This window comes from Luteimonas sp. MJ250 (assembly GCF_039548455.1).
Lineage (GTDB): Bacteria > Pseudomonadota > Gammaproteobacteria > Xanthomonadales > Xanthomonadaceae > Luteimonas.
In genome coordinates this window covers 38,773-63,551 of record NZ_JBCLVB010000010.1, presented here as the reverse complement: position 1 = coordinate 63,551, position 24,779 = coordinate 38,773, and the positions used below count along the sequence as shown (strand labels likewise).

21 protein-coding genes are annotated in these 24,779 nt (G+C 68.0%); 9 read left to right on the top strand and 12 right to left on the bottom strand.

Features of this window, described 5'->3' with window-relative positions; all coding sequences use genetic code 11:
- The first annotated feature begins 41 nt into the window (after positions 1-41).
- A complete protein-coding gene (locus WCE37_RS03950) occupies positions 42-1,163 on the top strand; it encodes a two-component system response regulator (protein ID WP_343278235.1) in 1,122 nt (373 codons plus the stop codon).
- Positions 1,164-1,165: 2 nt separating this feature from the next.
- Positions 1,166-3,307, top strand: coding sequence for an ATP-binding protein (locus WCE37_RS03945; RefSeq protein WP_343278234.1), 2,142 nt, complete (start codon positions 1,166-1,168; stop codon positions 3,305-3,307).
- A gap of 15 nt (positions 3,308-3,322) precedes the next feature.
- Here WCE37_RS03945 and WCE37_RS03940 read toward each other — a convergent pair whose 3' ends face one another.
- Positions 3,323-4,243, bottom strand: a complete 921-nt coding sequence (locus tag WCE37_RS03940; RefSeq protein ID WP_343278233.1) for a crotonase/enoyl-CoA hydratase family protein — start codon at positions 4,241-4,243, stop codon at positions 3,323-3,325.
- Positions 4,244-4,424: 181 nt separating this feature from the next.
- A complete protein-coding gene (locus tag WCE37_RS03935) occupies positions 4,425-6,104 on the bottom strand; it encodes a long-chain fatty acid--CoA ligase (RefSeq protein ID WP_343278232.1) in 1,680 nt (559 codons plus the stop codon).
- 136 nt (positions 6,105-6,240) lie between these two features.
- Between WCE37_RS03935 and WCE37_RS03930 the strand changes: the two genes are divergently transcribed.
- Complete coding sequence (locus WCE37_RS03930) at positions 6,241-6,705, top strand: nuclear transport factor 2 family protein (RefSeq protein WP_343278231.1); 465 nt, start codon at positions 6,241-6,243, stop codon at positions 6,703-6,705.
- Between the two features lie 9 nt (positions 6,706-6,714).
- Here the strand turns inward: WCE37_RS03930 and acnA are convergent, their stop codons facing one another.
- The gene (gene acnA, locus WCE37_RS03925; protein WP_343278230.1) at positions 6,715-9,474 is read right to left on the bottom strand and encodes an aconitate hydratase AcnA; all 2,760 of its coding nucleotides are present in this window, start codon (positions 9,472-9,474) and stop codon (positions 6,715-6,717) included.
- A gap of 169 nt (positions 9,475-9,643) precedes the next feature.
- Here acnA and WCE37_RS03920 point away from each other — a divergent pair, with 169 nt between their 5' ends.
- The 4 genes from WCE37_RS03920 to WCE37_RS03905 all read left to right on the top strand — a co-directional run bounded on the left by WCE37_RS03920 (position 9,644) and on the right by WCE37_RS03905 (position 13,441).
- Positions 9,644-9,889 carry an AbrB/MazE/SpoVT family DNA-binding domain-containing protein gene (locus WCE37_RS03920; RefSeq protein WP_343253911.1) on the top strand — a complete coding sequence of 82 codons (246 nt, stop codon included), beginning with the start codon at positions 9,644-9,646 and terminating at the stop codon, positions 9,887-9,889.
- A gap of 9 nt (positions 9,890-9,898) precedes the next feature.
- On the top strand, positions 9,899-10,327 hold the full coding sequence (locus WCE37_RS03915; protein WP_343278229.1) for a type II toxin-antitoxin system VapC family toxin: 429 nt from the start codon (positions 9,899-9,901) through the stop codon (positions 10,325-10,327).
- Between the two features lie 46 nt (positions 10,328-10,373).
- Entirely contained in the window at positions 10,374-12,968 is a 2,595-nt protein-coding gene (gene acnB, locus WCE37_RS03910) for a bifunctional aconitate hydratase 2/2-methylisocitrate dehydratase (RefSeq protein ID WP_343278228.1), read from the top strand.
- A 125-nt stretch (positions 12,969-13,093) separates the two neighbouring features.
- On the top strand, positions 13,094-13,441 hold the full coding sequence (locus WCE37_RS03905; RefSeq protein ID WP_343278227.1) for a DUF3817 domain-containing protein: 348 nt from the start codon (positions 13,094-13,096) through the stop codon (positions 13,439-13,441).
- On the opposite strand, the gene WCE37_RS03900 is transcribed toward WCE37_RS03905, so the two are convergent.
- The 5 genes from WCE37_RS03900 to WCE37_RS03880 form a co-directional block, all read right to left on the bottom strand.
- Positions 13,413-14,900: an MFS transporter gene (locus WCE37_RS03900; protein ID WP_343278226.1), complete on the bottom strand. Its 1,488-nt coding sequence runs from the start codon at positions 14,898-14,900 to the stop codon at positions 13,413-13,415. The genes WCE37_RS03905 and WCE37_RS03900 overlap by 29 nt on opposite strands.
- On the bottom strand, positions 14,900-15,784 hold the full coding sequence (locus tag WCE37_RS03895) for a M20/M25/M40 family metallo-hydrolase (RefSeq protein ID WP_343278225.1): 885 nt from the start codon (positions 15,782-15,784) through the stop codon (positions 14,900-14,902). Before WCE37_RS03895 ends, WCE37_RS03900 begins: the two co-directional genes overlap by 1 nt.
- Positions 15,785-16,112: 328 nt before the next feature.
- Positions 16,113-16,721 carry a DUF489 family protein gene (locus WCE37_RS03890; RefSeq protein ID WP_343278224.1) on the bottom strand — a complete coding sequence of 203 codons (609 nt, stop codon included), beginning with the start codon at positions 16,719-16,721 and terminating at the stop codon, positions 16,113-16,115.
- Entirely contained in the window at positions 16,718-17,830 is a 1,113-nt protein-coding gene (gene mnmA, locus WCE37_RS03885) for a tRNA 2-thiouridine(34) synthase MnmA (protein WP_343278223.1), read from the bottom strand. Before mnmA ends, WCE37_RS03890 begins: the two co-directional genes overlap by 4 nt.
- Positions 17,830-18,309 (bottom strand): NUDIX hydrolase, encoded by a 480-nt coding sequence (locus tag WCE37_RS03880; protein WP_343253918.1) that lies wholly within the window; start codon positions 18,307-18,309, stop codon positions 17,830-17,832. Before WCE37_RS03880 ends, mnmA begins: the two co-directional genes overlap by 1 nt.
- Positions 18,310-18,466: 157 nt before the next feature.
- On the opposite strand from WCE37_RS03880, the gene clpS reads away from it, so the two are divergent.
- Complete coding sequence (gene clpS, locus WCE37_RS03875; protein WP_343253919.1) at positions 18,467-18,787, top strand: ATP-dependent Clp protease adapter ClpS; 321 nt, start codon at positions 18,467-18,469, stop codon at positions 18,785-18,787.
- A 179-nt stretch (positions 18,788-18,966) separates the two neighbouring features.
- Complete coding sequence (clpA, locus tag WCE37_RS03870; protein ID WP_343278222.1) at positions 18,967-21,246, top strand: ATP-dependent Clp protease ATP-binding subunit ClpA; 2,280 nt, start codon at positions 18,967-18,969, stop codon at positions 21,244-21,246.
- A gap of 138 nt (positions 21,247-21,384) precedes the next feature.
- Here the strand turns inward: clpA and infA are convergent, their stop codons facing one another.
- From infA to trxB, 4 genes are all read right to left on the bottom strand, one after another.
- Positions 21,385-21,603: a translation initiation factor IF-1 gene (infA, locus tag WCE37_RS03865; RefSeq protein WP_343253921.1), complete on the bottom strand. Its 219-nt coding sequence runs from the start codon at positions 21,601-21,603 to the stop codon at positions 21,385-21,387.
- Between the two features lie 154 nt (positions 21,604-21,757).
- A complete protein-coding gene (gene aat / locus WCE37_RS03860) occupies positions 21,758-22,510 on the bottom strand; it encodes a leucyl/phenylalanyl-tRNA--protein transferase (RefSeq protein ID WP_343278221.1) in 753 nt (250 codons plus the stop codon).
- Positions 22,507-23,643, bottom strand: a complete 1,137-nt coding sequence (locus WCE37_RS03855) for a GNAT family N-acetyltransferase (RefSeq protein WP_343278220.1) — start codon at positions 23,641-23,643, stop codon at positions 22,507-22,509. The genes aat and WCE37_RS03855 overlap by 4 nt, the downstream gene beginning before the upstream one ends.
- Before the next feature lie 39 nt (positions 23,644-23,682).
- Positions 23,683-24,636 (bottom strand): thioredoxin-disulfide reductase, encoded by a 954-nt coding sequence (gene trxB, locus WCE37_RS03850; RefSeq protein ID WP_343278219.1) that lies wholly within the window; start codon positions 24,634-24,636, stop codon positions 23,683-23,685.
- Positions 24,637-24,779 lie beyond the last annotated feature (143 nt).

Sequence of the window (24,779 nt, the reverse complement as noted above, 5' to 3'; positions counted from 1 at the left end):
GGGGCCGGGGCGGGCACGGGTCGTGCGTGCCCTGACTACCGGTGGCACCCGTGTGCCATGCCGGGACCGATCGCGCTGGGGGCAGGAATCACGTGAACATCGTCATCGTCGACGACCAGACTTCGGCCCGCACGATGCTGCGGCACATCCTCGAGGACATCAGTCCCGAGCTCGAGGTGCTGGACTTCAGCGACCCGCAGGAAGCGCTGCGCTGGTGCGAGGACAATCGCCCGGACCTGCTGCTGCTCGACTACCGCATGCCGGTGATGGACGGTCTGGAGTTCGCCCGACGCTTCCGCCGCCCGATGCTGCACCGCGACGTGCCGATCGTGCTGGTGACCGTGGTCGGCGACGAGCCGATCCGGCAGGCGGCACTCGATGCCGGCGTGATCGACTTCCTGGTCAAGCCGGTGCGCCCACGCGAGCTGCGCGCGCGCTGCCGCAACCTGCTGCAACTCCGCCAGCAGGCGGAGTCGGTCAAGCAGCGCGCGCTTTCACTCGAGCAGCGGCTGCTCTCAAGCATGCACGAGGTCGAGGAGCGCGAGCGCGAGACCCTGACCCGCCTGGCACGTGCGATCGCCTACCGCGACTCCGGCACCAGCGCCAACCTCGCGCGCCTGGCGGCGGTGGCTGGCATCGTCGCCGAAGGCCTGGGCCTGGGCGAAGACGAAGTCCGGACCATCGAGCTGGCCGCGCCCCTGCACGACATCGGCAAGATCGCGATCCCCGACGCCGTACTGCTGAAACCGGGCCCGCTCACCGAAGACGAACTCGCGGTGATGCGCAGGCACCCGGAGATCGGCCACGATCTGTTGCAGGGAAGCCAGAACCGCTTCGTGCAGATGGGGGCCAGCATCGCGCTGCGCCACCAGGAGCGTTATGACGGCAGCGGTTACCCCGACGCGCTGGTCGGCGAAGCCATCCCGCTGGAGGCGCGCGTGGTGGCGGTGGCCGACGTCTTCGACGCCCTGCTGTCCCAGCGCCCGTACAAGCGCGCCTGGAGCATGGACGAGACCTTCGACTACATCACGTCCGAAAGCGGGCGACTGTTCGACCCGCGCTGTGTCGATGCGCTGGTGGCCAACCGCCGACGCGTGGAAGAAACCTGCGCCCGCTATGCCGCCGAGGCTGCATCGGCCGAGGCCGGGACCAGGGAGGCCTGAGCGTGACGATCGCTGCCCTGCAATGGACCAGGCAGCGCCTGACCGGCCGCCCCGATACCGAGCACGGCCAGGCGCTGGTACGCATGGCGATGCTGGTGCTGGTGGCGGCCTACCTGCAGGTAGTGGTCAGCGGCCGGCCCGGGGTGGCGGACGCGCTGAGGCTGTCGTGGCAGCTGCTGACCGTGGAGTTCGGGATCGGCTTCGTGATCCTCGGGTGGCTGCTGGCGCGGCCGGGCGTGTCGTATCCGCGCCGGGTGTTGGGCATGATCGCCGACTACAGTTTGATGGGCGTCGGGCTTTACCTCCTGGGCGACCTGCTGGCGTGGATGTACGTGGTGATCATGTGGGTCACGGTCGGCAACGGCCTGCGCTATGGCCCGCGCTGGCTGTATCTCGCGATCGGGTTTGCCACGGTGTCCTTCGGCGCAGCCCTCATGACCACGCCGTATTGGCAGCAGAACCTGCTGCTGGGCAGCGGGCTGCTGGCAGGGCTGGCCGCGGTGCCGCTGTATCTCAGCTCGCTGCTGCGCAAGCTGGTTCAGGCCACCGAGGCTGCGGAAGCTGCCAACCGCGCCAAGAGCCGTTTCCTCGCAAACATCAGCCATGAGTTGCGCACGCCGCTCAACGGCATCCTCGGAATGTCGGAACTGTTGTCGGCCACGTCGCTCAATGCCGAGCAGCGCGACAGCGCCGAGGTCATCCGCACCTCGGCGCGCTCGCTGCAGATGCTGGTGGACGAGGTTCTTGACCTGTCGAGCCTGGAAGCCGGCAAGTTCAGACGTACCGATGCCGACTTCTCGCTGACCGAGCTGATCCGCGGCATCCAGCTGATGCTCGAGCCCGGAGCCCAGGCCAAGGGACTGCTGTTCGAGACCCGGGTCGCCGCAGGCATTCCGGCACAGATGCACGGCGACAGCAATCATTTGCGCCATGTGCTGGTGAACCTGGTTTCCAACGCGATCAAGTTCACCGATCACGGGCAGGTGTCGCTCGCGGTCGAGCGGTTGCCGCGCGATGACGGCGCGACATGGCTGCGCTTCTCGGTCCGGGACACGGGCATCGGCATCGCGGAAGGCGCGCAGGGGAGGATCTTCGAAGCTTTCGAACAGGTCGACAATGGCCTGGGTCGCCGTTTCGGAGGTTCCGGCCTGGGTACGACCATCGCCAAGGCGCTGGTCGAACAGTTGGGCGGCAGCATTGGCGTGGAAAGCGCGGCCGGCGAGGGTTCGCACTTCTGGGTGGAGTTGCCGTTTGCTGTCGCGGCACAGTTGTCGGCTGCCGAAGGCAGCAATGTCATCGCCTTCGGCGACCCCTTCGTGCGCCATCGCGCCCGCGTGCGTCCGCTGCGCGTGCTGGTGGCGGACGACCAGGGCGCCAACCTCATGGTGATGCGCCGCCTTCTGGAAAAGGCCGGCCATCGTGTACAGGTGGTCGACGATGGCGAAGACGTGCTGTCCGCGCTTGAGGCGCAGGCCTTCGACGTCGTGATCATCGACCTGCACATGCCGGGCCAGAGCGGCGTGGAAGTGCTCAAGCAGGCGCGCTTCATGGAAGCCGGCCGCAAGCGCACGCCGTTCATTGTGCTCACCGCCGATGCCACGCCGGAGGCGCGGGCCGAGTGCGAACGCGCCGGGGCCTACGCGTTCATGACCAAGCCGGTGGTCGTGGACCGGCTGCTCGAGCGCCTGGCCACCATCGCCGAGGGCGCCGCGCCATCGGTCGCCGCCCAGGACGCCCAGCCCGCGGCTGCAGGGCAGGCCGACGGCAGCGTGATCTCCAAGCACATCCTCGACGAACTGCGCGAGATGGGCCTGGGCGAGGAGTTCGTGCACCGCTTCCTGGGCGAGTGCGCCAAGGACGCACGCAAGTGCGTGGCCGAACTCGAGGTTGCCGGCGCGGACGCGCAGTGGGAGGCGTTCCGCGATGCCTGCCACGCCCTGAAAGGCGCGGCGGGCAACATGGGCGCGGTCCGCCTGTCCGACAGCGCCTCGCAGGGCATGGGCATGCACAGCGATGAGCTTGCGCGCGAGTGGCCGGGCATGGTGCGCCTGCTCCGGCAGCAGCTGGAACAGGCGCTGGCCGCGCTGCGCGCACGCGGCGACCTGGTGCACGGCGACACCGCCTCGGGCCCGGACAGCGCCTGAACGTAGCGGGCGCGGTCAGTTGCCGTGGATGCGTGCCCCGGCGTCCCGCGACTCGGGCCGCTGCAGCTGTGCCCGCACCAGTCGCTCCATCATCCGCAGCTGGCGGTCGCCGAGCTGCAAGGCGGTATCCACCCAGATGCGGGTGACTTCCATAAGGTCTTCGTGGGAAACCGGGTCGATGGCATCACGCACGCGGTGCAGGGCCAGCCTGGCCGCGGCGATGCGGCGGTTCTGGCGAATGACCTCGTTGACACCACGCACGCCCTCGCCGGGCTCGACCAGCACGTCGACGATGCCCATTTCATGCAGTCGTTCGCTGCTGTACATCACGCCGTCCAGCATCATCGCCTCGGCGCGCCTGGGGCCGATGCGCTGCGAGAGCAGGGAATAGGCGCCCATGCCCGGGAACAGCCCGAACAGAACCTCCGGGAAGCCCATTTGCACGCCCCGTTCGGCAACGATGGTCTGGCAGGCGAGGGCGAGCTCGAAGCCGCCGCCCAGCGCATCGCCCTCGACCAGCGCGATGGTGTGCGCGTTGGGGTGCAGGCGGGTGTGCAGGAGATGGATGCTGTCGACGCATTCGGTGGCATAGCGCAACAGGCCGTCACGGTCACGCTCGCGGATCAGCCTTGCGAACAGGTCGAGATCGCCGCCCAGATTGAACACATGCGCATCGGAACCAATGACGATGTGCGACAGCGGCGGCGCGGGTCCGGTCGCCGCGTCGGCCGTGGCCTGGCATCCCTCGATGGCCTCGCGCGCGAACAGGCGCAGCTCGCGCAGCAGCCGGGGCGAGAAACAGGGGCGGTACGAGGCATCGCGGAAGGCCTCGGCGGGGTGCATATGGCACCAGTGCGAAGCGTTTGACGGATCGTGGGAGATGCGGATCGTGGCCAGGTCGGTGGCGGTATTGCGGTGCAGCATTTCGACGTTCATGTGGAGGTCCCCCTGACATGCAGGACGCCTCCGGCCGGGCCCGCCGGCGGAGTCCTGGAAAGATGATGAATGCCCGTTTGCAGGCATCTATGCGCTGTTTCCCCCGCTTGGGCAAGCGGGGTGAAGGCGGCAGGGTCCAGGGTGACCGTTGTTGCAGCAGAAGTGTGATCTAGATCACGTTTCAGGCCGGGGATTCGTCGCGGAGCTCCCGGCGCAGGATTTTCCCGACGTTGGTTTTCGGAAGCTCGTCGCGGAACTCGATGATGCGCGGTTGCTTGTAGCCGGTGAGTTCATTGCGCGCATGCGCCTTCACCTGCTCGGTGGTCAGGGAAGGATCCTTCTTCACGATCACCAGCTTCACCACCTCGCCCGACTTCTCGTCGGGAACGCCAACCGCCGCCACTTCCAGCACCCCGGGCATCATCGCGATCACGTCCTCGATCTCGTTGGGATACACATTGAAGCCCGAGACCAGGATCATGTCCTTCTTGCGGTCGACGATGTAGAAGAAGCCGCCTTCGTCCATGCGTGCCATGTCGCCGGTATGCAGCCAGCCATTGGCATCGATCGCCGCCGCCGTGTCTTCCGGACGCTGCCAGTAGCCGCGCATCACCTGCGGCCCCTTGATGCACAGCTCGCCGACTTCGCCGACCGGCAGCATGCGGCCTTCCTCGTCCTTGACGCAGGCGTCGGTGGACGGGATCGGCAGGCCGATGGCGCCGTTGTACTCGACCAGGTCCATCGGATTGATGCAGGCCGCCGGCGAAGTCTCCGTGAGTCCGTAGGCCTCGACCAGGGTGACGCCGGTAGCCTTCTTCCAGCGCTCGGCCACCGAGCGCTGCACGGCCATGCCGCCACCCAGGGTCAGCCGCAGCTGCGAGAAGTCCACGTCCTCGAAGCCGGGGGTGTTGAGCAGGCCGTTGAACAGCGTGTTGACGCCGGTGATCGCGGTGAAGGGCTCGCGCTTGAGCTCCTTGATGAAGCCCGGCATGTCCCTCGGGTTGGTGATCAGGATGTTCTTGGCGCCGAACTTGGTGAACACGAGTCCGTTCGCCGTCAGCGCGAAGATGTGGTACAGCGGCAGCGCGGTGACGATGACTTCCTGGCCGGGCTTGGCCTGCTTGCTGACCCAGGCCGAAGCCTGCTGCATGTTCGCCACCAGGTTGCGGTGGGTGAGCATCGCGCCCTTGGCGACGCCCGTCGTGCCGCCGGTGTACTGCAGGAAGGCGATGTCCTCGCGGTCGATTTCGACCTTCGGCGTTTCGTGCCTGGCGCCGGCCTTGAGCGTGTCGCGGAAGCGGACCGCGCCCTGGATGGAATAGTCGGGCACCATCTTCTTCACGTGCTTGACGACGAAGTTGACGATCGCGCCCTTGGGGAAGCCGAGCATGTCGCCCAGGCCGGTGGTGATGACGGTTTCGACCTTGCTGTCGGCGAGCACTTTCTGCACGACGTGGCCGAAGTTGTCGAGCACCAGGATCGCCCGCGCGCCCGAGTCCACCAGCTGGTGGCGGAGCTCGCGCGCGGTATACATCGGGTTGGTGTTGACGACCGCGAGTCCCGCGCGAAGCGCGCCGAAGGTCGCGATCGGGTACTGCAGGCAGTTGGGCATCATGATCGCGATGCGATCGCCCTTCTTGAGCCTGAGCACCTCGAGCAGGTAGGAAGCGAACTGGTTGCTGAGCGCGTCGAGTTCGCCGTAGGTGATCGAGACGCCCATGTTGGAGAACGCGGGCTGGTCGCGGTATTTGTCGATCGCTTCCTGGAGCAGGGCCGGGATCGAGTTGTACTCGTCGGCATCGATTTCCGAGGGGATCCCTTCCGGATAGTTCGCCAGCCACGGCCGTTCAGTACTGCTCATTTATTCCCCCTCGGGCTGTTGTGCCGGCATGCTCCATGCCTCGGCGTATCGTCTCGATTGGAGCACAGGCCTCCGCAGCGCGGCAAGGCGCGGTGCAGCTATGCTGGCACTCGCTCGATTGACCGGAGGATGAGCCATGCCCAGTCACGGACGCGGGGACACGCCCGCCTGGCGCGCCGCTGCCCTGCTGGTGCTGCTCTGCATGGCCGCGATCGGCTGCACGCGCCCGCCGCCGGAACAGGCCCTTCGGGAAGCCTTCGAGGGGCTGCAGGCGGCCATCGAGGCACGAGACGCGGGCGATGTCGCATCGTTCCTTGCCGAAGACTTTATCGGCCCGGGCGGCCTTGACCGTGACGGCGCGCGGCGCCTGGCCGCGCTTCATTTCCTGCGCCACGCCGACGTGGGCGTCTTGCCCGGCCCGCTGGATGTCGAGCTGCAGGACAAGCACGCCCGGGTCCGCTTTGGCGCCGTGCTCTCGGGTGGCGGCAGCGGGCGCCTGCTGCCGGACAGCGCTCGCGCCTGGCAGGTCGACACCGGCTGGCGCCTGGTCGACGGCGACTGGCGGATGGCCAGCGCCGACTGGTCGCCGGCGCTGCGCTGATCCGCGATGTCAGGCGGCGTATTGCCCCGCCAGCTGCCGCAGCACGTAATGCAGCAGTCCGCCGTTGCGGAAGTACTCCACCTCCTTGGGCGTCAGCAGCATGACCTCGGCCTGGAACTCCTTGCTGCTGCCGTCGCCTGCGGTGGCGGTCACGGTGGCGCGCCTCGCGGCACCGTCCTGCAGGCCGGTGATGGCGAAGGTCTCGGTACCGTCAAGGCCCAGTGACGCCGCCCCTTCGCCCTCGATGAACTGCAGAGGCAGCACGCCCATGCCGACCAGGTTGGAGCGGTGGATGCGCTCGAAGCTCTCGGCGATCACCGCCTTCACGCCCATCAGGCTGGTGCCCTTGGCCGCCCAGTCGCGCGACGAACCGGTGCCGTATTCCTTGCCCGCGATCACCACCAGCGCCGTGCCGTCGGCCTTGTACTTCATCGCCGCGTCGTAGATGGGCATCTTCTCCGGCGGGGTGCTGCCGAAGTACAGCGTGTTGCCGCCTTCCTCGCCGCCGAAGAACTGGTTCTTGATGCGGATGTTGGCGAAGGTGCCACGCACCATCACGTCGTCGTTGCCGCGGCGCGAACCGTAGCTGTTGAAGTCCGCCGGCTGCACGCCGCGCGACTGCAGGAACAGGCCCGCGGGCGAGTCCTTCTTGATCGCGCCCGCCGGCGAGATGTGGTCGGTGGTGATCGAATCGCCGAACAGGCCGAGCACGCGCGCGCCATGGATGTCGTCGATGCTGCCGACCTCCATGGTCATGCCCTCGAAGTAGGGTGGGTTCTTGATGTAGGTCGAGGCTTCGTCCCAGGGATAGAGCTCGCTTTCCGGCGAATCCATCGAGTTCCAGCGCGTATCGCCCTTGAACACGTCGGCATAGTTCTTCGCGAACAGTTCCGGGCCCACGGTCGCGGCGATCATGTCGCCGATTTCCCTGTTGCTCGGCCAGATGTCGCGCAGGTAGACGTCGTTGCCGTCCTGGTCCTGGCCCAGCGCCTCGGTGGTGAGGTCGATGTCGACGGTGCCGGCGATCGCGTACGCGACCACCAGCGGCGGCGAGGCGAGGTAGTTCATCTTCACCTCGGCGTGGATGCGTCCCTCGAAGTTGCGGTTGCCCGACAGCACGGCGGCCGCGGCGAGGTCGTTCTCGGCGATGCCCTTGGATACCGCTGCCGGCAGCGGCCCCGAGTTGCCGATGCAGGTGGTACAGCCGTAGCCGACCACGTAGAAGCCAAGCTTCTCCAGGTCGTCCATGAGGCCGGCCTTCTCCAAGTAGTCGGTGACCACCAGCGAGCCCGGGCCGAGCGACGTCTTCACCCACGGCGCGGCCTTCAGGCCCTTGGCCACGGCGTTGCGCGCCACCAGGCCGGCGCCCAGCATCACCGCCGGGTTGGACGTGTTGGTGCAGGACGTGATCGCCGCGATCACCACCGAGCCATCGGTCAGCTGGTGGTCGCAGTCATCGATGCTGATCGTGGAGACCGGCTTGGCCGCCAGGCGCTCGGCCTGCGGCTGGCCGCCGCCTTCCTTTTCAAAGCGGTTGACCTGCAAGTCGCGCGATTTTTCGCGCTGGGCGGTCATCGGGCCGACGTTGTCGTTGAAGTTCCGCTTCATGTCCTCCAACAGCACCCGGTCCTGGGGGCGCTTGGGGCCTGCAAGCGACGGCTTGACCGTCGCCATGTCGAGTTCCATCACCGACGAATAGCTCGCTTCGGCCTGGCCTGGCTCATGCCACAGGCCCTGCGCCCTGGCATAGGCCTCGACCAGCGCGATCTGCTCTTCGCTGCGCCCGGACAGGCGCAGGTAGCGCACGGCTTCGGCATCGACCGGGAAGATGCCGCAGGTGGCGCCATATTCCGGCGACATGTTGCCGATGGTGGCGCGGTCGGCCAGCGGCAGGTGCTGCAGGCCTTCGCCAAAGAACTCGACGAACTTGCCGACCACGCCGTGCTTGCGCAGCATCTGGGTGACGGTGAGCACCAGGTCGGTGGCGGTGGCGCCTTCGGGCATCCTGCCGACGAGCTTGAAGCCCACCACCTGCGGGATCAGCATCGACGAAGGCTGGCCCAGCATCGCCGCCTCGGCCTCGATGCCGCCCACGCCCCAGCCAAGCACGCCGATGCCGTTGATCATCGTGGTGTGGCTGTCGGTGCCGAACACGGTGTCCGGGAACGCCCAGGTCTCGCCCTCAAGCTCGCGCTCCATCACCACCCGGGCGAGGTTCTCCAGGTTGACCTGGTGCACGATGCCGGTGTTGGGCGGCACCACCTTGAAGTTGCCGAACGCGTTCTGGCCCCAGCGCAGGAAGCCGTAGCGCTCCTTGTTGCGCTCGAATTCGATCTTGCCGTTGAGGTCCAGCGCATCCGGGCGGCCGAACACGTCGACCTGCACCGAATGGTCGATCACCAGCTCGGAAGGAATCAGCGGGTTGATCTGCTCCGGGCTGCCGCCCAGGCGCGCCACGGCATCGCGCATCGCGGCGAGGTCGACCACGCAGGGCACGCCGGTGAAGTCCTGAAGCACCACCCGCGCCGGCATGAACGCGATCTCGGTATCCGGCTCGGCGGTCGCGTCCCAGCGCGCCACGGCCTCGATGTGCTCCTTGCCCACCGTGATCCCACCGTCCTCGTGGCGGAGCAGGTTCTCCAGCAGGATCTTCATGGAGTAGGGCAGGCGGGCGAGGTCGAACTGCGTACCGAGCTTGGCGAGGCTGGCGTAGGTGTAGGACTTGCCGTTGACCTCGAGGCGGTCGCGGGTGGAGAAGGAATCGGCCATGGCTGGGCTCCTTGTGTGGATGTCGTGGCGGGCAGGCAGCCACCTAGTGTACGGACGGTGGTGTAAGCGATGCGTTCGCGGCAACCCAGTATGCGGCCACCAGTACGTATTGGAAAGTATGTATAATGTGCGCATACCGCTCTGTGAGTGCAGGGCCGAGGAGCGCGCCATGGAAGCCACAGTCGCCGAACGCGGCCAGATCACACTGCCCAAGGCGGTGCGCGACGCCCTGGGGCTGACCAAGGGCACCCTGCTCAAGGTCGAGCTCGAAGGTGGCCGCATCATTCTGCGCAAGAACGTCGACGATGCGATCTCCCGCGCCCGCGGCCGCTTCAAGCTGCCCGACGGCGTGAGCACCGACGACGTCATGCGCGAGCTGCGCGGCCGCGCGCCGGGCGATCCCGTCGAGCCCTGACCGCCGCCGATGATCGCGATCGACACTTCCATCCTGATCGACCTGCTCGGCGACGACGCCGGCATGGCCGACGACGCCGAACGCTGCGTGCGCGACGCGCTTGCGCAGGGGCCGGTGGTGCTGTGCGACGTGGTGGTCAGCGAGATCACCGCAGGCCTTGGCCACGGCACCGACATCATGGACGTGGTGGAGGAGATGGGCATGCGCTACGTGCCCGTCGAACGCCGCTCCGCGATCCGCGCAGGCGAAATGCAGCGCCGCTTCAACCAGCGCCGCCGCGCCGCGGGGCAGGGCGGCCAGGCTTCACCGCGCACCGTGCCCGATTTCATCGTCGGCGCGCACGCGCTGCTCCAGTGCGCGGGCCTGATCACCCGCGACGCGGGTTTTTTCCGCGACTACTTCAAGGGACTCAAGGTCATCGTGCCCAAGGCTCCCTGATCCAATCCACGCTTCATTTCCACCGCCACATTTCCGGAGTACCCCCATGTTGGAAGCCTATCGCCATCACGTGGCCGAACGCGCTGCGCTCGGCATCCCGCCGCTGCCGCTCACGCCGCAGCAGACCGCCGAGGTCATTGAACTGCTGAAGAGCCCGCCGGCCGGCGAGGATGCCGCGCTGGTCGAGCTGCTCACCCACCGCGTGCCCGCCGGCGTGGACGACGCCGCCAAGGTCAAGGCCTCCTATCTCGCCGCGCTCGCCTTCGGCGGCGAGCAGAACGCGCTGATCAGCCGCGAGCGCGCGACCATGCTGCTCGGCACGATGCTGGGCGGTTACAACGTCGCGCCGCTGGTCGAACTGCTGGACGATGCCGCGCTCGGCGCAGTCGCGGCCGAGGGCCTGAAGCACACGCTGCTGGTGTTCGACGCCTTCCACGACGTGGAAGAGAAGGCCAGGGCCGGCAATGCCCATGCGCAGGCCGTGCTGCAGAGCTGGGCCGATGCCGAATGGTTCACCTCCAGGCCCGAAGTGGCCGCGAGCATGACCATCACCGTGTTCAAGGTGCCCGGCGAAACCAATACCGACGACCTGTCGCCGGCGCCGGATGCGACCACGCGCCCGGACATCCCGATGCATGCGCTGGCGATGCTGAAGAACAGGCGCCCCGACGCGCCCTTCGAGCCGGAAGAGGACGGCAAGCGCGGCCCGATCCAGGCCATCGCCGATCTCAAGGCCAAGGGCCACCTGGTCGCCTACGTCGGCGACGTGGTCGGCACCGGCTCCAGCCGCAAGTCGGCCACCAACAGCGTGCTGTGGTGGACGGGCGAGGACATCCCCTTCATCCCGAACAAGCGCTTCGGCGGCGTCTGCCTGGGCTCGAAGATCGCGCCGATCTTCTACAACACCATGGAGGACGCCGGCGCACTGCCGATCGAACTCGACGTGTCGAAGATGGAGCACGGCGACGTGGTCGAGCTGCGTCCCTACGAGGGCAAGGCGCTGAAGGACGGCGAGGTGATCGCCGGGTTCGAGGTCAAGAGCGAGGTCCTGTTCGACGAAGTGCGTGCCGGTGGCCGCATCCCGCTGATCATCGGCCGCGGCCTGACCGCGCGTGCGCGCGAGTCGCTGGGCCTGCCCGCGACCACGCTGTTCCGCCAGCCGGCGGCGCCCGCCGACACCGGCAAGGGCTTCACCCTCGCGCAGAAGATGGTCGGCCGCGCCTGTGGCCTGCCGGAAGGGCAGGGCGTGCGCCCGGGCACCTACTGCGAGCCGAAGATGACCACCGTCGGTTCGCAGGACACCACCGGCCCGATGACCCGCGACGAGCTGAAGGACCTGGCCTGCCTGGGCTTCTCGTCGGACCTTGTGATGCAGTCGTTCTGCCACACCGCGGCCTATCCGAAGCCGGTGGACGTGAAGACCCACCACACGCTGCCCGAGTTCATCTCCACCCGCGGCGGCGTCTCGCTGCGCCCGGGCGACGGCATCATCCACAGCTGGCTCAACCGCATGCTGCTGCCCGACACGGTCGGCACCGGCGGCGATTCGCACACCCGCTTTCCGATCGGCATCTCGTTCCCGGCCGGCTCCGGCCTGGTGGCCTTCGCGGCCGCGACCGGCGTGATGCCGCTGGACATGCCCGAGTCGGTGCTGGTGCGCTTCAAGGGCCGTATGCAGCCCGGTGTCACGCTGCGCGACCTGGTGCACGCGATCCCGCTGTACGCGATCAAGGCGGGCCTGCTGACCGTCGCCAAGCAGGGCAAGAAGAACATCTTCTCCGGCCGCATCCTCGAGATCGAGGGCCTGCCGGAGCTCAAGATCGAGCAGGCCTTCGAGCTGGCCGACGCTTCGGCCGAGCGCTCCGCCGCCGGCTGCACGGTGAAGCTGGACAAGGCGCCGATCATCGAATACCTGACCAGCAACATCACGCTCTTGAAGTGGATGATCGCCGAAGGCTACTCGGACGCCCGCACCATCCAGCGTCGCATCGACAGGATGGAGCAGTGGCTGGCCAACCCGCAGCTGCTGGAGCCCGATGCCGACGCCGAGTACGCGGCGGTGATCGAGATCGACCTCGCCGGGATCGTCGAACCGATCGTGTGCTGCCCTAACGACCCGGACGATGCCAGGACCCTGTCCGACGTCGCCGGCAGCACGATCGACGAAGTGTTCATCGGCTCGTGCATGACCAACATCGGCCACTTCCGCGCGGCGGCCAAGCTGCTGGAAGGCAAGCGCGACATACCCACGCGCCTGTGGGTCGCGCCGCCGACCAGGATGGACGCCAGCGAGCTCACCAAGGAAGGCCACTACGGCACCTTCGGCGCTGCAGGCGCGCGCATGGAGATGCCGGGCTGCTCGCTGTGCATGGGCAACCAGGCGCAGGTGCGCGAGGGCGCGACGGTCATGTCGACCTCGACCCGCAACTTCCCCAACCGCCTGGGCCGTGGCGCAAACGTCTACCTGGGTTCGGCGGAGCTGGCGGCGATCTGCTCACGCCTGGGCCGCATCCCGACCCGCGAGGAGTACCTCATCGACGTCGGCGTCATCAGCGACAAGGGCGCCGAGATCTACCGCTACATGAACTTCGACCAGATCGAGGAGTACCAGGAGGTCGCGGAGGCCGCACCGGTCGCCTGATCCACCCGACCGCTATCGTCGACACGGAACGCCCGGCAAACGCCGGGCGTTTCCTTGCACCCCGGTTGCCCGGTCCTTGTGGGAGCGGCTACAGCCGCGATATCCCCGCCAAACCCGGACCACCCATGCACCCACGCCCCCTGTCACCCGCCGGCCTGCTCTTCTCCATCGTCGCCCTGATCGAAGCCTTCACCTGGGCCGGCCTGCTTGTCGGCATGTACCTGAAGTACGTCAGCGGCAGCACGGACGCCGTGGTCTGGCTGTTCGGCCGCCTCCACGGCGGCGCCTTCCTGCTGTACCTGGTCGTGGCCATCGTGGCGGGCGCGCGCCTGCGCTGGCCGATGTGGGCCTTGCTGATGGCGGTACTGGCCGCGATCCCGCCGCTGGTGACCCTGCCGCTTGAGCTCTGGTACCGCCGCCGCGGCCTGCTGTCGGCGCCGGCGGTCACGCCCCGGCCGCTGGGTGATCCTTGATCTGCTCCGGAATGAAGATGGTGATGGAGACCAGCGCCGCGATCGCCATCAGCGCGGTGAACGCCAGCCCCACCATGCCGGCTTCGCGCACCGCCAGGTTGTCCTGGCGTCCGCTGAATTCGATCACCGCGCCCACCGCCGCAAGCCCGGCATCCGACAGCGCGGTGAAAATGGCGGCGGCGATGGCCACGCCGAACGCGGCGCCCAGCGAAGACGCCATCTTGTAGAAGCCCGAGCCCGCACCCGCCCGGTCGCCCGGCAGGTTGGCGAGCGCGGCGTCCGTGAACGGTGTGGCATAGAACGCAAGGCCCAGACCGAACAGCGAGTACGCGACCATGGCCAGCATCGTGTACTGCGATTGCAGCGTATGCGTCGCCATCAGCAAGAGGATCGAGAGCAACACGATCAGGCAGCCCCAAAGCATGGGCCGGCGCGGGCCGAACCGCTGCAGCAGCTTCTCGCCCACCCGGATGAAGGCGATGATGAAAACCGCGTAGCCGACGGTGAGATAGCCGGCGGTCGCCGCCGACATGCCCGCCGCGCCCTGCAGCACCCACAGCGACACCGTCAACGCGCCGGCGGTGCCGTTGATGAGAAAGTTCGAGATCGTCGCACCGGTGAATACGGTGTTCTTGAACAGCTTGAAGTCGACCAGGGGGTAGGGCGCCTTCAGTTCCGCGTTGATGAAGACCCCGAAGGCCACCAGGAACACCGCGAACAGCCCCCAGGCAAGCAGGTTGGCCGAGCCGATCGTCGAACCCTGCGTGACCACGATCAGCAGCGCCGCCAGCCCCACTGCCATCGAGATGATGCCGGCCCAGTCGGTCTTTCCGGGGCGCCCGGCGAGCGGTGCGGACTCCGGGATCTGGCGCATCAGCAGGATCGAGGCCACCGACACCAGCGCGCAGATGATGAAGATCGAGCGCCAGCCGAACATGGTGGATGCCATGAAGCCGCCGAAGATCGCGGTCAGGCCGGAGCCGCCCCAGGAACCGATCGACCACATCGACACCGCGCGCTGCCGCTGGGCACCATCCCAGTAGACCTTCAGCAGCGCCATCGTCGAGGGCATGATCGCGCCAGCGGCCATGCCCTGCAGGATGCGGCCCAGCAGGATCATCGGCGTCGCCAGCGCGCCGTCGATCGCGAACGCGATCAGCAGCGAGCCGGCGATGTTGAGGATGTTGCCAAGGAAGACCACCTTGACCCGGCCGAACCTGTCGCCCAGGCCGCCCAGCACCACGATGAACATCCCCGAGAACAGCGCCGACAGCGAGATGGCGATGTTCATCACCGGCATCGGCATGCCGACATCGTCGGCCATCAGCGGCCCGATGTTCATCGTGGTCTGCGCGAACAGCCAGAAGGTGACGACGGCGAGCACGATGCCCAGCAGCGCGGAGTCGTTGCCCTTGAAGCCAGTGCTGTCCGCGGATGATTCAGCGATGGTGGCGTTCATCACTTGCTCCCGATCAGCCAGGGCGACGCGGCGACCACGATCGCCTCGGTGCCGCGGTCAAGCGTGGGATGGATGTCGGGCGCGAAGAAGGGCGAGTGGTTGCCGGTCGCGTTCTTCCAGTCTTCGAAGCCGCCCAGCCCCCAATACGTGTACGGGCAGCCGAAGGCATCCGGGATGACCGAGAAGTCCTCCGAGGCCGGCACCGGTGACATGTCCACCGAGTCGTCGCCGAAGTACGCGTCGAAGGCGGCGCGCACCCGCACGGTGGGCTCTTCGTGGTTCGAGGTCAGCGGGTACTGGTCGTAATAGCGGAATTCCGGCGGCTTGGGCGAGCGCGCGGCCCCGCACTCGGCGTGGACGATGCGCTCGATCGCCTCGTGCAGGTGCTTCTCCACGTCCTTGTCGAAGGCGCGGGTGTTGAGCTGCAGCACCGCGGATTCGGGGATGATGTTGGACTTGGTGCCCGAGGCCGCGGCCGAGAACAGCGGGCCGCTGCGAATGCCGACCGCGCCACCGGGCAGCGAGCCGAGCATGTGCTGGCCCAGGTAGACGTCGGGCCTGGGCAGCTTGTCGACGATACCGGCGGCGACCATCGCCTTCGCGCCGGCGGCGTTTTCCTCGCCGGGCTGGAACACCGCCACGAACGTGCCGGACCAGTCGTCGCGGTGGTCGTGCAGCGCCTGAGTGGCACCCAGCAGGCACACGATATGGAAGTCGTGGCCGCAGGTGTGCGCGACCGGGATCGCCTGGCCGCTGGCCTCGCCGACCTGGGTCACGCCCTCGGCGGCGTAGTCCACGCCGGAGCGTTCGGCCATCGGCAAGCCGTCGGTGTCGCCGCGCATCGCGACCACCGGGCCGTCGCCGTTGCGGAGGATGGCGACCACGCCGGTCTTGCCGATGCGCAGGATCTCGTCGATGCCGTAGCCCGCGAGCTCCGCCTCGATCCTGTCCGCGGTCCGGTATTCCTGCAGCGACAGTTCGGGGTTGCGATGGAAGTGCTTTTAAAGCGCCTCGCGCGCGTCACGCGTGGAATCAAGATCGGCCAGGATGGACTGGATCGACATGGGGCATTCCGATAGGGGAGGGAGCGCGGGTCAGGCCGGCGGATCACCGCTGCCCGGCCACGCCAGGCCATCCTATCCCTATCCCGTGACACCCTGGCAAGCCCACTCCCGCAGTGCAGGTTTTGCGGGCCGGTCCCGGACTGCGGGCCTAGCCGAGCAGATCCTCCACCGCCTGCGCCATCGCTCCGCGGCGCAGCAGGAAGTCCCACGGACTGCCGCCGAACTGCCGCCACAGCACCGCCGAGCGCAGCGCCGCCAGCAGCATCGCGCGGATCTCGGCCACAATCGCGGCTTGGCCCAGGTAGTGCGGGTTGCCCTGCACCAGAACGCGCGGGCGCAGGTGGCTGACGGTATCCGCATACAGGCTGCCGAGCTTCGCCAGCACCTCGGGATGGGCCGTTCCCAGGCGTTCGGCGTCGATGCGCGCGGCGAGGATGCCTTCGTGCACGCGCCCGGCGATGTCGTCGTCCTGCACGAAGCGGCGCTCGAGCTGGGTCACCGCAAGCGCAAGCTTCGGCAGCAGCGGATCCTGGCCCTTGTTGGCCAGGTAGTCGCGCACCAGCATCAGGCCCGGGCGCACGTTGGGGACGCCGTCGTAAACGTCGGCGGGTGAGTCGGCGTCGATACGGAACACGCTGCCGAGCGCGGTTTCCAGCACCGTGCCCTCGGCCTGTCCGGTCTCTGCCACGCGGCGCACCTGGCGCAGCGCCTGGGCGAGGCCGGCGAGGGCCAGCATGCGCTCGTGCATGTCGCTCATGCCGATGCCTCCAACGTGCCGGCCGGCGCGTCGGTCGTCGCGATCACGGCGCCGCCCAGGCAGGCCTCGCCGTCGTACAGCACCACGGACTGGCCGGGCGTCACCGCGCGCTGCGGGCGCTGGAATGCGACCCGCAGGGCACCAGAATCATCGACTGTCACTTGGCATGGCTCCTCTTGCTGCCGGTAGCGCGTCTGCGCCGTGCAGCTGAAACGGGTGGATGGCGGCGCGCCGGCGATCCAGTGCGCGGCCTCGCTCTGCAGGATCTGTGACATGAGGTATGGGCTGTCATGCCCCTGGTCAACCGTGAGCACGTTGGACGCCACGTCCTTGCCCACCACGTACCACGGCTTGTCTTCAAAACCGCGACGGCCGCCGATGTGCAGGCCCTCGCGCTGGCCCAGCGTGTAGTAGAACACGCCCTGGTGTTCGCCCACGGCCTGGCCGCCGGGCGTGCGGATTTCACCCGCCCGCGCCGGCAGGTACTGGCCGAGGAACTCGCGGAAATCGCGCTCGCCGACGAAGCAGATGCCGGTCGAGTCCTTCTTTGCCGCCGTCGGCAGGCCGGCTGCGGCAGCCATCGCGCGCACGTCGCCCTTCCGCAGATCGCCGAGTGGAAACACCGTGGCTGCGAGCTGCGCCTGCCCGAGCTGGTGCAGGAAATAGCTCTGGTCCTTGCCGCGGTCGGCGGCGCGCAGCAGGCGCCAGTGTCCGCCGTCGTGGTCCACGCGCGCGTAGTGGCCGGTGGCGATGCGCGCGGCGCCGAGCTCGCGCGCGGCGTCCAGGAAATGCTTGAACTTGATCTCGCGGTTGCAGAGCACGTCGGGGTTGGGCGTGCGCCCCGCGGCGTACTCGGCCAGGAAGTGCTCGAACACGCCGGCCCAGTACTCGCCGGAAAAGTCGCGGAAGTGGATCGGGATCCCCAGCCGGCCGCAGACGGCTACGGCGTCGCGGCGGTCGTCATCGGCGCGGCAATGACCGCTGCCGTCATCGGCCCAGTTGTCCATGAACAGCCCGGCAATCGATTCACCGGCATTGCGCAGGAGCAGGGCGGCGACCGAAGAGTCCACGCCGCCGGACATGCCGACGATGATGCCCGGCGCGGCCATCAGCGCACCGAGCGCAGCAGCGACAGCGGCTGCCGGCTGCCGCCGAGGCAGTCGGCGACGACCTGCCAGACGAGGGGGCTGCGGTGTCGCTCCGCCTGCGCCTGGAGCTCCGTGGGGGTCAGCCACATCGCGCGCACGATGCCCTCGTCCAGCGACCGTGCCGGATCATGCGACAGCGGCCGCGCAGCGAAGGCGAAGCGCAGGTAGTGGCGGCCCGGCGTGCCGTCCGGGCGAGTGGGCGACGTCCACTGGTAGGCACCGATGAACGCGGTGGGCTCGACGGTCCAGCCGGACTCCTCGAGTGTTTCGCGCACCGCGGCATCCACGAGGTCCTCGTCGGGCTCGAGGTGGCCGGCCGGCTGGTTCAGCACCAGCCGGCCAGCGGAGTACTCCTCGACGCAGAGCACGCGTCCGTCGTCCACCACCACGGTGGCAACGGTGACGTCGGGCTGCCAGAACCGGCCCTGTCGATAGCTCACGGCCGGTGGCGCCCACGCGCGTCCGGACGCATCGGGGCGTCGGCGTGGATCGTCGGTACGAGCTGGGCAGGATGCATGCAGGAACCGTTGGGCCGGCGGGGCATTTTCCCCCGGCAGGCGGGGCCCGTCCACCGGGCGCGCCGGTATAATCATGGCCATGAGCAACAACTCCGGACACGAGCGCGACCACGGCGTCGCCGTCGAGGTCGGTCGCCCCGAACTGGCGCGACCGCCGCTGTATTCCGTCTTCCTGCTGAACGACGACTACACGCCCATGGATTTCGTGGTGGAAGTGCTGGTGCGCTTTTTCGGCCTGGACCTGGAGCGCGCCACCCAGGTCATGCTGCACGTACATACCCGCGGCCGCGGCGTGTGCGGGGTGTTTACCCGCGACGTGGCCGAATCCAAGGTGGCGCAGGTCAATGAGTACGCACGCCTGAACCAGCATCCGCTGCTGTCGACGATGGAAAAGGCCTGAACAGCCGGCCCGCGGGCGTCGCCTGCACCCTGCGCTGACATCGCCTGCCGGGATACTGTGGCCCGTGGCCGACGCTTGCCAATGGTGCAGGCCAAGGCCTACAAGGAATCCGACGCCGGATGGAAAAAGCCTCCGGGCATCCCCATCTGGTAGGCAGTGAATCAGGAGGCCTCCGCCCCATGTTCAGCAAGGATCTCGAATACAGCATCGGCCAGTGCTACAAGCGCGCCCGCGAGGCACGCGACGAGTACATGACGGTCGAGCACCTGCTGTTGGCGCTGCTCGACAACCCTTCGGCCGAGACGGTCCTGAAGGCCTGCGACGCCGACTTCCACCGCCTGCGCTCCGACCTCGAGCAGGCCATCGCCAGTTCCGTGTCCCGGCTGGCCGATGACGACGGCCGCGACACCCAGCCCACGCTGGGCTTCCAGCGCGTCCTGCAGCGCGCTGTCTATCACGTGCAGTCTTCCGGCAAGAAGGAGGTCAGCGGCGCCAACGTGCTGGTGGCGATCTTCGGCGAGAAGGATTCGCACGCCGTCTATTTCCTCAACCAGCAGGACGTGGGCCGGCTCGACGTGGTGAATTACCTGTCGCACGGCATCGCGCGCACGGGTGAAGAGCCGCAGCCCGATTCCGGAGAGTCCGAATCCCGCGCCGAGGGCGCCGAGGGGGATGGCAAGGGCGACGCGCTCGAGGAGTTCGCCACCGACCTCAACGCGCTCGCCCGCCAGGGCAAGATCGATCCGCTGGTCGGCCGCGCCGAGGAGATCGAGCGCACGATCCAGGTGCTCTGCCGCCGACGCAAGAACAATCCGCTTTACGTCGGCGAGGCCGGCGTCGGCAAGACCGCGATCGCCGAGGGCCTGGCCAAGCGCATCGTCGATGGCGAAGTGCCCGAGGTGCTGGCCGACGCCACCATCTACTCGCTCGACCTGGGCGCGCTGGTCGCCGGCACCAAGTACCGAGGCGACTTCGAGAAGCGGCTGAAGGCGGTGCTGGCCGCGGTCGGCAAGCACGAGAGCGCGATCCTGTTCATCGATGAGATCCACACCATCATCGGTGCCGGCTCGGCGTCGGGCGGCACCATGGACGCGTCGAACCTGATCAAGCCGGCACTGGCGTCGGGCGAGCTGCGCTGCATCGGCTCGACCACATTCCAGGAATACCGCGGCATCTTCGAGAAGGACCGGGCGCTGGCGCGGCGCTTCCAGAAGATCGACATCGTCGAGCCGACCGTCGGCGAAACCTATGAAATCCTGCAGGGCCTGAAGCCGCGTTACGAAGCCCACCACGATGTCACCTACGCCGACGAGGCCTTGCAGGCGGCGGTGGACCTGTCGGTCAAGCACATCGGCGACCGCCTGCTGCCTGACAAGGCGATCGATGTGATCGACGAGGCTGGCGCGCGCCAGCGGCTGCTGCCTGAAAACCTGCGCAAGTCGCTGATCGATGTCGAAGAGGTCGAGACCATCGTCGCCAAGATGGCGCGCATCCCGGCCAAGCAGGTCAGCGCCTCGGACAAGGACGTGCTGGAGCATCTCGAACGCAACCTGAAGATGGTGATCTTCGGCCAGGATCCGGCGATCGGTACGCTGACGTCCGCGATCAAGCTCGCGCGCTCCGGCCTGGGCGACCCCGACAAGCCGATCGGCAACTTCCTGTTCGCCGGCCCCACCGGCGTCGGCAAGACCGAGGTCACGCGACAGCTGGCGCTGCAGCTCGGCATCGAGCTGGTGCGCTTCGACATGTCGGAGTACATGGAATCGCACTCGGTCAGCCGCCTGATCGGCGCGCCGCCGGGCTACGTCGGCTTCGACCAGGGCGGGCTTCTGACCGAGAAAATCGTCAAGACGCCGCACTGCGTGCTGTTGCTGGACGAGGTCGAGAAGGCGCACCCGGACATCTTCAACATCCTGTTGCAGGTGATGGACCGCGGCATCCTGACCGACACCAACGGGCGCGAGGCCAACTTCCGCAACGTGATCCTGGTGATGACCACCAATGCCGGCGCGGCGCAGGCGGCACGGCGCACGATCGGCTTCATGCAGCAGGACCACAGCACGGATGCGATGGAGGTGATCCGCAAGGGCTTCACGCCGGAGTTCCGCAACCGCCTGGATGCGATCGTGCAGTTCCAGCCGCTTGGCTTCGAGCACATCCTGCGCGTGGTCGACAAGTTCATCATCGAGCTTGAGGAGCAGCTGCACGAGAAGAGCGTGAGCCTGGCGGCAACGCCGGCGGCGCGCGAGTGGCTGGCCCAGCATGGTTTCGACCCGCTGATGGGCGCGCGGCCGATGTCGCGGGTGATCCAGGACAAGGTGAAGCGGCCGCTGGCCGACGAGCTCCTCTTCGGGCGCCTGGCGGGCGGCGGCAAGGTCTCGCTCGACGCCGTTGAAGGCGAGCTGGTGCTCGACGTGCAGGCGGAGCCGGCGAAGCTGCTGCCGCTGACCGTGGACTGAGCCCGGGCCCCTGGGGGGCGGGGGATCCTTTGAGGGCGCCGCTATGGCGGCGATCGCGGCCATGGCCGCTCCCACACACTCGCAAACGGAAAAAGGCGGCCTCGGGCCGCCTTTTCTTTAAGGCGCGACGGGCGCGTCTTACTTCATGCGATACGTGATGCGACCCTTGGTCAGGTCATACGGGGTCATTTCGACCTTGACGCGGTCGCCGGTCAGGATGCGGATGTAGTTCTTGCGCATGCGCCCGGAGATGTGCGCGATGATCTCGTGCCCGTTCTCCAGCTTCACACGGAACACCGTGTTGGGAAGCGTCTCGGAGACCGCGCCTTCGAATTCAATGACATCGTCTTTCGCCATGCGGTATGTACTGACCAATCTGAGGGGCCGGGCGCGATGCCCGTAAGACGGAAATTGTCGCACGCCCGGCCGCGGAGCGCAAAAGTTCCCTGTGGGAGCGGCCATGGCCGCGATTCCGGTCCGGTCGAATCGAGCCCCGCCAGGGGCATCGCGGCTATAGCCGGCCCCACTGCGCCAGCGCGGGGGCCGAAAGCGTGCCGAAGTCACCCGCCCACGACCCCACCCGGCCGGGCAGGGCGGTGAGACGTCGCACTTCGGCGAGGAACCGGTCTCGCGGCCACGACTGCGCCCCCATCCGGACCAGGTGCGGGTTCTCCACCTGGGCGTCCAGCAATGGCCAGCCCCAGCCATCCAGCACGCGGGCCAGTGCGGCAAGGGCGACCTTCGAACCGCCGCTCTGGCCGCTGAACATGCTTTCGCCGAAGAACATCCGGCCCACCGCGACGCCGTAGAGGCCGCCCGCCAGCCGTCCGTCACCGCCGCGGACCTCGATGGAGTGCGCGTGGCCCAGGGCGTGCAGTGCCGAATACGCCTCGCGCATCGCGTCGGTGATCCAGGTGCCGTGGCCGTCGCCGCGCGCGGCCGTGGCGCAGGCGTGGACGACTTCGTCGAACGTGCGATCGGCGACCACGCTCCAGTCCGAGCCCCGGAGCTGCCTGCGGAAGCGCGATGACATGTACACGCCGTCGGTGTTGAAGACCGTGCGCGGATCCGGCGACCACCACAGCAGGGGTTGGCCTTCCGAATACCAGGGAAAGATGCCGTTGGCATAGGCAGTGAGCAGCCGCGCCGGCGCCAGGTCGCCGCCCACGGCAAGCAGGCCATCGGGTTCACGCAGCGCGGTTGCCGGGTCCGGGAACGGCGCGCCCGGGTCCGCCGCCAGCAGGACGGGCAGGGTGCGGCTCACGTGGCAGCCGACGCGTCGCGGAACGGCGAGCGCTGTGCCAGCGCCCGCATCATGCCGTCGACCGCGGCTTCCTCCTGCCGGCACCACTCCGCAAGTGCCTGGCGGAAGTCGGGTTCGGCGATCCAGTGGCGGCTGCGCACCGCCGTCGGCAGGAAGCCGCGCGCGATCTTGTGCTCGCCCTGGGCGCCGGGCTCGAAGCGCGAAAGCCCTTCGCGCAGGCAGTACTCGATGCCCTGGTAGTAGCAGGTCTCGAAGTGCAGCCCGGGCAGCTGGCGCACGGCGCCCCAGTAGCGTCCATACAGCGTGTCGCGTCCGCGCAGGCACAGCGCGCCGGCAATGGCTTCGCCGCCGAGGTCGGCAAGCACCAGCACCAGTGCGCGCGGCATGGTGGCGGCCAGATGGTGCAGGAACTCGAGAGTCAGCGCCGGCGAGTTGCCGTAGTCGGCGAAGGTCTCGAGGTAGAAGGCATGCATGTGGGCGAGATCGGTCGCGCTGGCCTCGTCGCCGTGCAGCACCCGGAACGTGACCCCGGCGCGCGCGACCTTCGCCCGCTCCTGGCGGATGTTCTTGCGATGGCGGTGGTCCATGTCGGCGAGGAAAGCCGTGAAATCCGGCCAGCCCGCCGCGTTGCGCCAGTGGTACTGGATGTCCCTGCGCCGCAGCCAGTCATCGCCGAAGGCAGCGTCTTCGGCGGCCGCATGGAAATTCACGTGTGCCGAAGACAGCCCCTGCGCCTGCGCGTCGTCGACGATGGCGGCAAGCAGCCCGACGCGTGCGGCATCGTCGCGTGCCAGCAGCCGGGGCCCGGTGACCGGGGAGTAGGGCACCGCACCCAGCCACTTGGGAAAGTAGTCACGTCCGTAGCGCGCATAGGCATGTGCCCATGCATGGTCGAAGACGAACTCGCCGTGGGAGTTTTCCTTCAGGTAGCCGGGCACTGCGGCAAGCAGCGTATCGCCGTCCCACAGCGTGACGTGCCGCGGCGTCCAGCCCCAGCGCGGACGCAGGCAGCCGGCGGACTCCATGCCTTCGAGGAAGGCATGCGCGACAAAAGGGTTGCTGCCGTCATGCAGCGCGTCCCAGGCCGCGGCCGGGATATCCGCAAGCGAAGCGTGGACGCGCACGACGGACATGCCGGGACTCAACCGGGGCTGCCCGCCGCGCGCCGCGACTCAGGCGTCCTTGTCGAGGAAGCGCTCGGCATCCAGCGCCGCCATGCAGCCGAAGCCGGCCGAGGTGATCGCCTGCCGGTACACCTGGTCGGCGACGTCGCCGGCCGCGAACACGCCCTGCACCGAGGTCTCGGTGGCACCGCCGGCCAGCCCCGAGCGGATCTCGAGGTAGCCGTTGTTCATCGCCAGCTGGCCTTCGAACAGCGAGGTGTTGGGCGTGTGGCCGATGGCCACGAAGAAACCGTGCACCGCGATCTCGCGCGTGCTGTCGTCCTGCACCGACTTCAGGCGCAGGCCGGTGACGCCGGCCTCGTTGCCGAGCACCTCGTCGACGACGTGGTGCCAGACCGGCACGATCTTGCCGGCGTCGATCTTGGCCTGCAGCTTGTCCTGCATGATCTTCTCGGCGCGAAGCGAGTCGCGGCGGTGTACCAGGTAGACGGTGCGCGCGATGTTGGACAGGTACAGCGCCTCTTCCACCGCGGTGTTGCCGCCGCCGACCACGGCCACGTCCTGGTCCTTGTAGAAGAAGCCGTCGCAGGTGGCGCAGGCGGAGACGCCGCGGCCCTTGAACTTCTCTTCCGACTCCAGCCCCAGGTACTTGGCGGTGGCGCCGGTGGCGATCACCAGCGCATCGGCGGTGTATTCGCCGCTGTCGCCCTTCAGCCGGAACGGACGCTGCGACAGGTCGGCGCTGTGCACCTGGTCGAAAATCACCTCGGTGTCGAAGCGTTCGGCATGCGCCTGCATGCGGTTCATCAGGTCCGGACCCATCAGTCCGTGCGCGTCGCCGGGCCAGTTGTCGACCTCGGTGGTGGTCATCAGCTGCCCGCCCATCTGCAGCCCGGTCACCATCACCGGCTTGAGGTTGGCGCGGGCGGCATAGACGGCGGCGGTCCAGCCGGCGGGGCCGGAACCGAGGATGAGCAGGCGGCAGTGCTTGGAAGTGGTCATGTATACTCGCGGGCCATGGAAACACGGCGTTGGGAAGCCCATAGCTTGGCGGCGCCGGGGCGGCAAGACAAGGCGCAGGCGGCTGTCGTGGCTGCAACGCAGGGTTTCCCGCAGCAGGACTGAGATGCGCCGCGAATGCGGCG

Excerpts from the sequence above, each read along its gene's own strand:
- WCE37_RS03900 (WP_343278226.1), bottom strand. The coding sequence starts at position 14,900 with ATGAACGCCACCATCGCTGAATCATCCGCGGACAGCACTGGCTTCAAG.
- acnB (WP_343278228.1), top strand. The coding sequence starts at position 10,374 with ATGTTGGAAGCCTATCGCCATCACGTGGCCGAACGCGCTGCGCTCGGC.
- WCE37_RS03935 (WP_343278232.1), bottom strand. The coding sequence starts at position 6,104 with ATGAGCAGTACTGAACGGCCGTGGCTGGCGAACTATCCGGAAGGGATC.
- clpA (WP_343278222.1), top strand. The coding sequence starts at position 18,967 with ATGTTCAGCAAGGATCTCGAATACAGCATCGGCCAGTGCTACAAGCGC.
- WCE37_RS03940 (WP_343278233.1), bottom strand. The coding sequence starts at position 4,243 with ATGAACGTCGAAATGCTGCACCGCAATACCGCCACCGACCTGGCCACG.
- acnA (WP_343278230.1), bottom strand. The coding sequence starts at position 9,474 with ATGGCCGATTCCTTCTCCACCCGCGACCGCCTCGAGGTCAACGGCAAG.
- WCE37_RS03890 (WP_343278224.1), bottom strand. The coding sequence starts at position 16,721 with ATGAGCGACATGCACGAGCGCATGCTGGCCCTCGCCGGCCTCGCCCAG.
- WCE37_RS03915 (WP_343278229.1), top strand. The coding sequence starts at position 9,899 with ATGATCGCGATCGACACTTCCATCCTGATCGACCTGCTCGGCGACGAC.
- WCE37_RS03855 (WP_343278220.1), bottom strand. The coding sequence starts at position 23,643 with ATGTCCGTCGTGCGCGTCCACGCTTCGCTTGCGGATATCCCGGCCGCG.
- mnmA (WP_343278223.1), bottom strand. The coding sequence starts at position 17,830 with ATGGCCGCGCCGGGCATCATCGTCGGCATGTCCGGCGGCGTGGACTCT.
- WCE37_RS03905 (WP_343278227.1), top strand. The coding sequence starts at position 13,094 with ATGCACCCACGCCCCCTGTCACCCGCCGGCCTGCTCTTCTCCATCGTC.
- trxB (WP_343278219.1), bottom strand. The coding sequence starts at position 24,636 with ATGACCACTTCCAAGCACTGCCGCCTGCTCATCCTCGGTTCCGGCCCC.
- WCE37_RS03920 (WP_343253911.1), top strand. The coding sequence starts at position 9,644 with ATGGAAGCCACAGTCGCCGAACGCGGCCAGATCACACTGCCCAAGGCG.
- infA (WP_343253921.1), bottom strand. The coding sequence starts at position 21,603 with ATGGCGAAAGACGATGTCATTGAATTCGAAGGCGCGGTCTCCGAGACG.
- WCE37_RS03930 (WP_343278231.1), top strand. The coding sequence starts at position 6,241 with ATGCCCAGTCACGGACGCGGGGACACGCCCGCCTGGCGCGCCGCTGCC.
- clpS (WP_343253919.1), top strand. The coding sequence starts at position 18,467 with ATGAGCAACAACTCCGGACACGAGCGCGACCACGGCGTCGCCGTCGAG.